Genomic DNA, 10,167 nt, shown 5'->3' with positions numbered 1-10,167 from the left:
GGCCATGCCACCGGGCCTGCGGCTGGCGCTTTCGGTGCGTGAGCGACAGCAGCCAGGGCCAGTTAGAACGAAGTGCCTTTGGGGCGAATTCCGGGTTTTGGATCGAGCAAGGCTAGGCATTTCGAGGCCCGCCTCGTATTCAGGCCGCGGAGCGGCCCATGTGCTTTTCGTATTGCAAGCGGCAGTGCCCAAGCATGGTCACCACAGCGCAGCTTTACAGCCCTCACAGAACGAAGTCCATGCGGGCGAAATTGCAGGATAGGAAGCCACCAGGGCTAGGCATTTCGAGGCTTGCCTCGTACCCAGGCCGCGGAGCGGCCCATGTGCTTTTCGTTGTATGTGGAAAGAGTCTCGAGCATTCAGTATAAGCAGCGATCGAGCATTACTAGGAACGCTGAAAAAGTGCTGATATGCCAACTAATTATGCCCAAATATGTGCCCTGATATAGCTTTACCAGAGCACCATGAAGAGCGTTACAGGAGCGGTTCTCATGAGAGCACCAACGGAATGCTCTATCTCAGCCAGTCGGCAAGATGCGTCTAACCCGTTCGATTCCCGTAATCATAGTCAAGTCATGGGAACGGGGATCGATTCCCGTACTGGCCAATCCAGGGCCGGGGCTCATAGGCTGTCTACTGAAGCCAGTCGGCACGCCGCTCAGGCGTCCCCTGACCTTGGTAAGGGGATTCGCCTAGCTGCTCGAGGGGTGGTCAGCCCTGAAATCTTCCATGGCTTTCAACAGGTCCAGGTAGTCAACGCCACCCGTGATCAGCCGAGTCTTGGTGGCTCGCTCGTACATCCAGACACTCCATAGCTTCATGTGGGTTGAGGCCCCATCGAGATCCTTGGGCATCATGCCGCCCCACTCAGGATCATCAGCCATGAAGTGAAGTGCCCTGTCGATTGCGCGATCCAGGTCATTCTGAGGCGAGTAGAAGTCCTCCAAATGAACCTGCTCGGCCAGGATCATGACAGCCAGCACGGGATAGTTCAGCCACTCCGCGAATCGCTCTACCACATCCCGGCCCAGGGTAGTGGCCTGACGCCGGCCTGTTTTCAGGTGGCTCAACGTGGAAGGTGCTATGCCAAGGCTCTCGGCCAGCTCAGTGATAGAGATCCCTTCACTTACCGCCCGCTCAAAGATGATTTGAACCAGCTTGTAGCCTGGGGCGTCTGGCTCGATTTGCAGATAGTCACTCCGCGGCCCCTTTGGCTTTCCCTTCTGCCCACCCTTCGGGCCGGGGCCAGGCTTGCGCTTTCCGGCCTCAATGACCTTCTTCAGGTCGTCGTTTTCATTGTCGTGATCCAATGCTCTCTCCCATACGCCGGAATTCGACGCCACTAACATGTAGCTATACCAGATAACGATTTCTAACGGTCCCGGGCTATCCGCAGCAGTCAGCGTAGCTGCAAGATTGCTTCGTCGTCATGATAACCCAGGAGACCGAAATGCTCATTGGCCGCGTAGAGCACGACCCCAAAAAGCAGATTCAGGCACAACTGCCTGAATCCACGATCAATCGGCTGGATCAATACCGTGAGCTGTACCAGCTCACCTTCGGCGAGAAGGTTTCGACCAGTGATCTGGTCGACCTAATGCTGAGGAACGTCATGGACAGGGACCGCGAGTTCAAGCGGTTTCTGAAGGACCAGGAGCGGAAGGAGAAGCAAGAGGCCAAGCAAGAGGCCAAGCAGCAAGGCCAGGGGGGTGAGGCCCCGGCCGGCGAGCCTCGTGATGGTGGGGGTGGGAGAAATCACACCACAGGCGAGGAAGACCGCAAGCACGGTCAGCCAAAACAGGGCATGGGGCGCTAGGTTTCACCATGCCGCTTCTGGATGACCTCACGCATTTGCTCGACCAGAGGGACCACACGGTTCCACTTGGTACGCAGCACCCGATGGTTGCCCGTATGCCAGCTCCGAATCGAGGTCACAGCCTCGTCGGCGGCTACGGCGATTTGTCGTGGGGTCATCACTTCCATCCAGCGATCCACCGTTGCCTTGACCTCATCAGCGGCGACCCATGCGCCGCCCTCGATTGCCTCATGTTCTTCCATGATCTCCTCGAGGGCGCCCTGCACTCGCTCGTAGGGGACTTTCCGAGGGGTTACGCCACCAGTCCAGGCATTGACGGATGCCACGGAAATCTTGCTGTTGAGCTTCGAGGTCAGCAGCTCGGCGATCTTGGCCAGGGTCATGCCGTACTCGTCACGCAATGTATTGATGCGCCGGCCCAGGTCGCTATCCGTCGAGCTGCGCTCAGCACGCCCACGGGTCGTGGGGATGCTCACTTTGATCTCGCAGCCATGCCTTTCAAGCGTATTGATCAGGTCGTTCAGGAGCGTGTCTCGCATGGCTAACCTCTTTGAATACTTGTCGAAACAACCGCCATCCGAAATGCAGCGATTGGTCGGGTGGACCGCCTCCCGTCTGCACATACCGCGGCAATGGCAGGACGACATGCGCCAGGAAATCTACCTTGCCTGGCTTGGGCGGGAGTACGACGCCAGCTATTCCCATGATGCCATCATGAAATACGCGGGCGAAGCCGCCTTCCTGGCCATTAGCACCTGGCGCCGGCATACCGTACTCCCCGTCACTGTCCATAAGGCGGGTCAGGCGGACAGTGAGCCCCGTGCTGAGCAGTACGATCTGATGGCTGAACAGATCCCTGGCTTTACCCAAGAATTCAACGACGAGATCGATACTGAGGCTTCCGTGGAGATTGAACCCACGTCCACCGTCTCAGCCCACCTCATCGACCTTCCGAAACGCTCAGCTCGATCAGGGCTGTCCAACGAGAACCTGCTTGCCCTTCACTGTGAAGGCTTGTCGGCTGCCGAAATCGCTGCGGCGGCTGACATGACCGAGCGCAGTGTCTACCGCAGATTGGAACGGCTGAAAAATGGAAATCGTAGTACAGTATAGTAAAATTGCAGCGCTCACGGTAGCGCTCTCAAGTACCGCCCTGGCCGCTGACCAGGATCTCGGAACGCTCGGGCCTACCTGGGAAATCGGCGAGCCGGATATGCGTCTGGCCATCGTGGCTGAAGCTCATGGCGTCGACTGGGATTCAGTCCATGAGCACCTGGCGGGTCAGGCCCAGACACACACCAACGACATCCCCGACTGGTATGTACCCGTCGCCGAGCATACCGAAACCCATTTCGTAGACCCCTCCTACACCCTTCAAGAAGACATCGAAGCGCTGAAGCGGCAACCGGACGGCACTTATCAGTGGGGCACCATCTACGAGGCAGGCACCAAGGTTAATCCCCTGGACAAGGTTCGCCCGCAGAACTGGCTCCTCGTTGTCGATCTACGGGTGGACAGGCAGCGCGAACTGGCCGTGGAGCTGAAGAAGCGTCACCCGGTCAACCTGACCGTCATTGTGACCGCGGGCGATCCCGGCGATTTGGCTGCTGACCTGGGGCGTGCCGTCTACTTCGCCGAGGAATGGCATTTCGACCGTTTGGGCATCACTCACACGCCTTCACTGGCTGGCGTGCGGGATAGCCGTCCCGACGCCATCGAAGTGACGCATTTTGCCTACCCCTACGATGTCGAGACCCTGGAGGCCCACCTGCCATGAAACGAACGGTCCTTTCCGGCCTGGCTGCCCTATCACTGGCCGCGGCCAGCTTAGCTACTGCCTCTCCCCTGACAGGCTCAGCCGCTTGCCAGGGGGAGGTGTTCAATCCGATCAACGACCCCAACTGGAACAACATGTTTCCGGTGACTGTGGCGGGCATATCCATGGGGGGTGGTTCAAACCCGCCCCTGATGCACATGGACCCTATCTGCATGTGCCCTGGCCCCTACGGTGTGGATATGCCTGGGATTGGGATGACGTACTGGGAGCCCACCTTCCTGGCCGAGGTGGCACGCACTCCCGGTTGCATGTCGACCTTGGGCGGGGTGCAAGTGCTCGAGGGGTATGACGAGCAAACCTCGAACCAGAAGTATGGCTCCGGCCGTGACCACGGCTCCGTCACCAGGATGCAGGTTCATTGGTATATCTACCCCCTGTTCAGTGTGCTCAACATGATGAGTTCACTCGGGTGCATGAACACTTCGGGGTTCAACCTGGCGGATCTCACCGAGGTAGATCCCACCTGGCAGGACGATACCTGGACTTCGATCGCCTTTCCTGAGTCCGCCCTGTTCGCTAACCCGGTTGGCGCTCTTTCTTGCATTCCAGACGCCGTTGCCTCAGCAGCCGGTCGACCTCTTGACATGATGTTCTGGTGCCAGGGATCGCAAGGCGTCCTGTACCCGCTGACCGGCTCCAGCCCGACACACAGCTCTCCTCAGGGGGGCAATCTGCACGTCCTCGGAAAGTACATGCAGCGGAAGACCCGGATGGCTGGTCTGCTTTCCACCATCGGCCCATGGGCCGAGTGCCAGTCGGTCTATCTGCCGAACATGATCCGTAGCCAGTACAGGATCGACCCGGTTGCGCCGGTCGCGAGTAACCAAACCGCTGTTCTGGGCATGTCCGAATTTCGGTGGGGGATGATGCCGCCCGCCAACACAGCCGTCCGTACCGATTCCGCATTCCTGATCTGGGTAGGTAAGCAATGCTGCGCTCTCTGACACTCCTTGCACTGGTTCTCACCAGCTCAACAGCCCTCGGGCAAAAGACACCCGAGGAAGCCGCTCACAGCGCGTTCTCGGCTTTTCAAGGCGAGAGCGCAGCCCAGCTTCCTTTCCCTGGCCAGGGAAGCGCAGAGCGAGTTCTCGAAGCCATGGGGGCAGGTAGCGCCAACTCTGCGGGGGAGGCCGCAGGGGCTGCCATGGTGGACAACATCCGTAAGCCCGGCCAGACAGGCGGGATTGCTGACCCAGAGATGGCAGCCGAATGGGAGGCCTTGCGCGGCTCGCTTGGGTTGGGTGAACAAGACCGCCTGTATTTCTTCATCTCGTTCTCAATGCCGGAAAGCATGATCCGCGGTTATGCCCTCGATGCCGCTCGGGCCGGTGGTGAGCTGGTGCTCCGGGGGGTAGAGCCGGGGATGGACCTCAGGCAATTCACCATGGAGCGGCTGCTGAAGGTGCTGCGTCCAGGCGGGATGACTGCACCGATCCAGATAGATCCCCGTCTGTTCGACACCTATGCGGTCGACAGCGTGCCAACCATCGTGCTTGCCAAAGAAGACCCGATGGGAGTTTGCCAAACCGCAGAGCCCAGGACAGGGGAAATCAATGGCCAGGCATTCGACTACAAAGCCTGCCCGGAGGCGGCCCCAGACTCCTACTGGAAGGTCGAAGGGTCAGTGACAGCCCTATATGCCCTAGAGGAGTTCCAAGACCGCGGGGCCAGCAATGCAGCCGTGTACATCGATGCCTTGAAAGGCGAAGGGGCACTCAGCGCGTCCGAGCAGCCGGGTATCGGCTCGGAGCGGTGGGAATCACTCACCGATGACCTGGCTGAACGCAACGCGGAACGTCTCAAGGAGCGGTACGAAGGCTCAGATCGTGAAGTTTACGACACGCCAATGGGGCCAGCCGTGGGGCCGAAGGGACAGAACACTGACCATCTCTGGGAGGAATAGCATGCCGAAGGGCGTTCATCTGAAACAGCTCTTCACGGGGGTCGCCATGGCGGCCCTCGTGCCATTGAGCACTATCGCGATAGCTGGGCCGAGTGAATCGGGCCTGAGGGCAGGGGGCGCCTGGGCAAAAGACTTCGACCCTGGTAAGAGCTTCCAGTCAGCGACTTCAGCCCTGGGCCTTGAGGACACCAAGACCTCGGGGGAGCTGGGGGGCGAGGTTGGGCTCCAGGTGAAGCAACAGCAGCAGCGGAATTTCCGGTGCCGTGACGGCGCTCGACTGACGGCGGGTGGTATCCGGGTCAATATCGAAGAGTGTCAGCAATCCGATGACGGTGACTTGCAGAGGCTGCGAGTCGCCGTTTGTGATGCCCTGACGCAAGGCATCCGGTGCAGCGACGATCGCTATACGCAGACGCGAGAAGTCCCGGCAGGGGGCGAGGCCGCGTTCAGCGGCGGCGATCTCTACGGTGCATACCGAGTCGAGGCTGAGTGCTCAGGAACATCCTGTGTGATGACGATGCACCAGCTACATGGAGATGCCTGGGGCGGCAACAACATGCGCCAACAGGGCAACGATCGCGTCAATCAAGATCCTAATCACCCCTCAAACACCATCGCGGATGTCCGGGACAACCCGACATTCGATCAGGGCAGTCAGTATGCAGAGGACCGCTCAAAGTGCCTGGGGGGACAGATCAACCAGCTGTTCAGCGAAGGCGACATTCCAGTTTCATGTGATCCTGAAGACCCTAGAACGATTGACTTCCTGGACATCGACGGAGGGGGACAGTGTGAGCCTGATCGGATCACAACAGAGACATGTACCGTCGACATCCCTACTCGAATCGTAACTTGTGAGCCGGAATCAAAAACGTGCGACGTACAGCGGGAAACTGCTCAATTCACCTGTGAGCGTGAACTGCAAGTGCAAAAGGTTGGCAGTGAGGCTTGCACACCGGGCCAAGTGGTATATCAATGGCGGCCATACTCGCATCTGTATCGGCGTTTTGTATGTCAATCTTGCCACCATCCGTTTAATTGCCTGCTCTATCAGTTTAATCAGAACGGATCTGGATGGAGATCGTCCTTTAGGTTCGAGTATTCACGAAACCTTGGCTGGCATCATCCTGAGCTAATGCCCGGAGCACCGTCCGGTTATTATATCAAGCAAACATGCAGCAATGGGCGCTGCACCATCCACTATCGTCGCAACCCAAGTGACAGCACTAAAAAATATCGCTATGACGAGGCCGCACCGATTTTCAGGGACACCGTAACTGAAAACTGTGAGGCATTTGAACAACGTCGGCCGGAGACAGACTGATGCTGTACGCGATCAAAGTGCTCGCGCTAATGGCAATGTTGATTGTCACTGGTAACGCAAGCGCCCAAAATCTCAACGATTATGCGGAATGTTATCGAGCAGGCGAGGTGTGCGTCGACGACGCACCTCGTCAAATCGCTGGCCATACAGTCCATCGAGACTGTTGGCGTTACTCCGTCACATACATGTGTTATGGCGACCCATATAGCAACAGCTGCAACCTGGATGCCTTGAATAATAGTGATGAGTGGGAACTGGTCAACACATTTGACGAAACCTACCCTGGAACATTCACTCAATACTCTAATGTCCTTCCTGATAGCTGGAAGGAGGAGTGGCAAAAAAGTGAATCGACTTGCAATGCTGACACCTCTTATGGTTGCGGACCAGACATAAGCAGCGAAGACATCCTAGATGGTTCTGGAAATGTGATTGGCCAACGGGTCAGGAAGCGGTGCTATGTTGGCGAGACTCCGCGGTGCAACAATGACCCGAATTGCAGCATTACCGAATACGAATGCACTAAAGAACAGGACGGCCTGTGTGTTCGACAAGAGCAAACCTATACCTGCCGTGAGGAGGGCAAGTGCGACCCAAGCTCCTATGAAGTTATGCCTGAAGTCAGTGATGACGAAGGGGCATTCTCTGATGCGATCGCCGCAGCCGGTGTTATGGATATGATCGCAGCCGAGGGTGGATTTGATGGCAACATGCGAATCTTCTCCGGGTTTGAGAGAGAGTGCAAAGCCATTACAAGCGATTTCCGTCGCATGATGGAATTCAATGCAACCGTAGGAACTATCCTTGCGACATATTTTGGTGGTCCGCTCGGCGCAGTCTTAGCTGGAACAGCATCAGCTGACATTCTCAATGCGATCGAGCACATGGAGTGCTGCCAGGATGATCCTGAGGATGTGGTTCTTACCAGCTCATTCATCTCAATGGCCACCGGCATCGGTGCAGATTATTGCGATCTCGAGGATGTCGAGCTTGCTGCGGCTCGGATGGCAAAAAGAGCTGTTCAGGTTACTCCGGGATTCGTACCAACCAATAATACGCTCTGCACGATTGCGAACTACGTTTATAACGCCCCAGCCAAGGGTGATATGGCTTATGCCAAGCAGATATGCTCGCATTGGACTCGGCCATGGTCACTGGCAAACACCCAAACACAGGTCGATGAGTATCAGCGCTGGTGCGAGTTTGACTCCATGCTGGCCCGCATCATTCAGGAGCAAGGGCGAGAGCAGCTTGCTGAACTGGCAGCACAAAATGCAGGAGGAGCTGAAACCAAGACTGCAAGTTTTCCCTTCTACGAATCCACAGGAGGGTGGACTAGCGAGCTGAACGTTAATGGCAACCGGGTGAGATTCTGGAAGTGGAAGGAGTCGTGTGCAACGGAGGAAGGCTATACAAACTCAATGCTGTCTGGCTATGACTGCCCATCAAGCCCAGACATTTATGCCGCTGTCTGTTCAGAAGACACCTGTGGCACTCCACCTGATCACCCAGTCTATGGGTTCAGTCCAGGCTGGGAGACCCATCGACTAGCTGCTGAAGACCATCATGTTCGGGCAGTCAATCGCTACTCAGTCGTTGAGGGCGGTTGCTTCGACGATGGCTCCTGCGAGTACAAAGTACACGCCTGGAAAGCTGGGGCTGGCGGGCAGATGAGGATACCGATCGATATGAAATGGCCGATCAATTTCCCTAACTCAGGCTGGGGAGAGTTCTCGTGGGCTCACAACAATGTGCATTTTGAGGCATATACAAACCCCCTCGGCACGGAATCACCGGATCGGGGCTTGCGGATGTGTATTGGCTCATCCTATCAGTGTCGATATGACTCGACGTGGACTGAAGTTGATATTCAAAATGACATCAACGACATGAATAATTATGTCAATAGCAATCCACCTGTCACGCTGACTGGCGGCTGCACTGACAGTGAATGCGAGTTCAGAGCCACCGTGGAGGTCAATCTAACCGCAAAACCGTGGTACACATACTCCGAGAAAAAGTATGAGCCGTGCATGCTAGAAGTCCTGGGTAGCTGTGTTGCAGAAGCATCCACGACTTACGACCGCCAGTACAAACCTGACTGCTCCGGCTTCACGATCGATGAGTTCCTTGCATTGGATCTCGGTGACATGGACTTCTCTGAGTACGTGGAAACACTGTCTGAGAAAGCAAAGTCGGAGTTTAACCAGACATGGGCAAACTAAAGGTTCAGCAAATCGCATTTATCTGCTTGGCTTTAGTCTCAATGGGCTCCTACGGGAGCCCCATCGAGCGTATTTCAGATCAAGCCAACGCTCTGGCATCTGGTACAGCCTCATCCAAAGAGGTTGTTCAGAATGGCGGGCAACGCCCTTTTATGTTTACCCCTAATAACGGTTACGTTGGGTTGGAAACACGCCTTGATGTATCGATGACCTATACCTCTTTTGAGCATGGTGGTCAAAATGTCAGGCAGGTTGAAAAAGCCGTTGTCGACTGGGGTGATGGCTCGAACGCTACGACTGTGACACCCGGCACACCCGCCTACCACACCTATGGCCACCGCACGAAGGAGGGCTCGATAACGCCAAACGGGAGTGTGGTCTATACAGGAAGAATTACATTCGTCACGACCTCTGGGGATGCTTATACAGAGCGTTTTCAGTACAGCATGTGGAATAACTTTCTCGACTCACTTGTGCCTGGAGGTCGAGTGTTGCCCAACCAGCTTCTACCCAGCGTTAATGGCGCAGGTTCACGCGACAAACTTCCCAGCGGATTCTTTGACAGGAATAACAAATGAAATATTCCAGAAAATTCACCGTCATTCCAGCTCTTTTGACATTGCTAATTTCTGCCAGTGCATTCGGACAACAACCGGAAGGGGAAGGCAATCGTCTTTATGGTGGCCCTGACTCAGGAGGTACAGCCAACAAATCGATCGTTACCTATAATGCGGTTGAATGGCAGACGGCATGGTTCGAGAACCTTGGTGGTCAACCCCCTCACGAGCTGCCGCAAGGCCATGTCGGTGTGCTTGTCTTCGCTGCCTACCCAGGGCACCTGATCAGCCTTCATAGGGCCGATCCCTCAGCGACACCAACGATCCGCTGTCACCAAGCCCCGCTACCAGATTCCAAGAGCCATATTGCTCCTGCCTCATGGGCAGCCGGGATCTTCAAGGTTGATGATGTGATTTTGGAGGATTGCCCATGATTGCCGGGAGGAGAGATGCACTGGCTCTCACTGCGATCGCAGCTGGGGTGGCCACGGCTACCCCCTGGGCA

General features: G+C 56.4%; 12 protein-coding genes. 10 read left to right on the top strand and 2 right to left on the bottom strand.

Annotated features, from left to right (window positions below):
* A partial coding sequence (locus tag HALA3H3_RS27555; RefSeq protein ID WP_238326133.1) for a hypothetical protein occupies window positions 1-262 on the top strand: 262 nt, incomplete at its 5' end.
* A 430-nt stretch (window positions 263-692) separates the two neighbouring features.
* Here the strand turns inward: HALA3H3_RS27555 and HALA3H3_RS25085 are convergent.
* Window positions 693-1,310, bottom strand: coding sequence for a helix-turn-helix domain-containing protein (locus HALA3H3_RS25085; protein ID WP_144410464.1), 618 nt, complete (start codon window positions 1,308-1,310; stop codon window positions 693-695).
* Between the two features lie 140 nt (window positions 1,311-1,450).
* On the opposite strand from HALA3H3_RS25085, the gene HALA3H3_RS25080 reads away from it, so the two are divergent.
* Window positions 1,451-1,816, top strand: coding sequence for a DUF2274 domain-containing protein (locus HALA3H3_RS25080; RefSeq protein WP_022524166.1), 366 nt, complete (start codon window positions 1,451-1,453; stop codon window positions 1,814-1,816).
* On the opposite strand, the gene HALA3H3_RS25075 is transcribed toward HALA3H3_RS25080, so the two are convergent.
* On the bottom strand, window positions 1,813-2,355 hold the full coding sequence (locus HALA3H3_RS25075; RefSeq protein WP_022524165.1) for a hypothetical protein: 543 nt from the start codon (window positions 2,353-2,355) through the stop codon (window positions 1,813-1,815). The two genes, HALA3H3_RS25080 and HALA3H3_RS25075, sit on opposite strands and share 4 nt — an antisense overlap.
* On the opposite strand from HALA3H3_RS25075, the gene HALA3H3_RS25070 reads away from it, so the two are divergent.
* The 8 genes from HALA3H3_RS25070 (at window position 2,354) to HALA3H3_RS25035 (ending at window position 10,096) form a co-directional block, all read left to right on the top strand.
* Complete coding sequence (locus tag HALA3H3_RS25070; protein WP_053857262.1) at window positions 2,354-2,929, top strand: hypothetical protein; 576 nt, start codon at window positions 2,354-2,356, stop codon at window positions 2,927-2,929. The two genes, HALA3H3_RS25075 and HALA3H3_RS25070, sit on opposite strands and share 2 nt — an antisense overlap.
* The gene (locus tag HALA3H3_RS25065; RefSeq protein ID WP_022524163.1) at window positions 2,907-3,593 is read left to right on the top strand and encodes a hypothetical protein; all 687 of its coding nucleotides are present in this window, start codon (window positions 2,907-2,909) and stop codon (window positions 3,591-3,593) included. The genes HALA3H3_RS25070 and HALA3H3_RS25065 overlap by 23 nt, the downstream gene beginning before the upstream one ends.
* Entirely contained in the window at window positions 3,590-4,597 is a 1,008-nt protein-coding gene (locus HALA3H3_RS25060; protein WP_022524162.1) for a TraU family protein, read from the top strand. Before HALA3H3_RS25065 ends, HALA3H3_RS25060 begins: the two co-directional genes overlap by 4 nt.
* A gap of 200 nt (window positions 4,598-4,797) precedes the next feature.
* Window positions 4,798-5,556, top strand: coding sequence for a type-F conjugative transfer system pilin assembly protein TrbC (locus HALA3H3_RS25055; RefSeq protein WP_158414255.1), 759 nt, complete (start codon window positions 4,798-4,800; stop codon window positions 5,554-5,556).
* 1 nt (window position 5,557) lies between these two features.
* Complete coding sequence (locus tag HALA3H3_RS25050; RefSeq protein WP_022524159.1) at window positions 5,558-6,880, top strand: hypothetical protein; 1,323 nt, start codon at window positions 5,558-5,560, stop codon at window positions 6,878-6,880.
* Window positions 6,880-9,105 (top strand): conjugal transfer protein TraN, encoded by a 2,226-nt coding sequence (locus tag HALA3H3_RS25045; RefSeq protein WP_022524158.1) that lies wholly within the window; start codon window positions 6,880-6,882, stop codon window positions 9,103-9,105. Before HALA3H3_RS25050 ends, HALA3H3_RS25045 begins: the two co-directional genes overlap by 1 nt.
* Window positions 9,093-9,683: a hypothetical protein gene (locus tag HALA3H3_RS25040; RefSeq protein WP_022524157.1), complete on the top strand. Its 591-nt coding sequence runs from the start codon at window positions 9,093-9,095 to the stop codon at window positions 9,681-9,683. The genes HALA3H3_RS25045 and HALA3H3_RS25040 overlap by 13 nt, the downstream gene beginning before the upstream one ends.
* Entirely contained in the window at window positions 9,680-10,096 is a 417-nt protein-coding gene (locus tag HALA3H3_RS25035) for a hypothetical protein (protein ID WP_022524156.1), read from the top strand. Before HALA3H3_RS25040 ends, HALA3H3_RS25035 begins: the two co-directional genes overlap by 4 nt.
* The last annotated feature ends 71 nt before the right edge of the window (window positions 10,097-10,167 follow it).

Origin of the sequence: Halomonas sp. A3H3, from assembly GCF_000982975.1 — a bacterium.
GTDB classification, from domain to species: domain Bacteria; phylum Pseudomonadota; class Gammaproteobacteria; order Pseudomonadales; family Halomonadaceae; genus Vreelandella; species Vreelandella titanicae.
This window is presented reverse-complemented; position numbering and strand designations above follow the sequence as displayed.

Bases quoted from the DNA above. Each gene is read 5' to 3' on its own strand.
- HALA3H3_RS25080 (WP_022524166.1), top strand. From the start codon at position 1,451: ATGCTCATTGGCCGCGTAGAGCACGACCCCAAAAAGCAGATTCAGGCA.
- HALA3H3_RS25070 (WP_053857262.1), top strand. From the start codon at position 2,354: ATGGCTAACCTCTTTGAATACTTGTCGAAACAACCGCCATCCGAAATG.
- HALA3H3_RS25075 (WP_022524165.1), bottom strand. From the start codon at position 2,355: ATGCGAGACACGCTCCTGAACGACCTGATCAATACGCTTGAAAGGCAT.
- HALA3H3_RS25065 (WP_022524163.1), top strand. From the start codon at position 2,907: ATGGAAATCGTAGTACAGTATAGTAAAATTGCAGCGCTCACGGTAGCG.
- HALA3H3_RS25060 (WP_022524162.1), top strand. From the start codon at position 3,590: ATGAAACGAACGGTCCTTTCCGGCCTGGCTGCCCTATCACTGGCCGCG.
- HALA3H3_RS25055 (WP_158414255.1), top strand. From the start codon at position 4,798: ATGGTGGACAACATCCGTAAGCCCGGCCAGACAGGCGGGATTGCTGAC.
- HALA3H3_RS25050 (WP_022524159.1), top strand. From the start codon at position 5,558: ATGCCGAAGGGCGTTCATCTGAAACAGCTCTTCACGGGGGTCGCCATG.
- HALA3H3_RS25045 (WP_022524158.1), top strand. From the start codon at position 6,880: ATGCTGTACGCGATCAAAGTGCTCGCGCTAATGGCAATGTTGATTGTC.
- HALA3H3_RS25040 (WP_022524157.1), top strand. From the start codon at position 9,093: ATGGGCAAACTAAAGGTTCAGCAAATCGCATTTATCTGCTTGGCTTTA.
- HALA3H3_RS25035 (WP_022524156.1), top strand. From the start codon at position 9,680: ATGAAATATTCCAGAAAATTCACCGTCATTCCAGCTCTTTTGACATTG.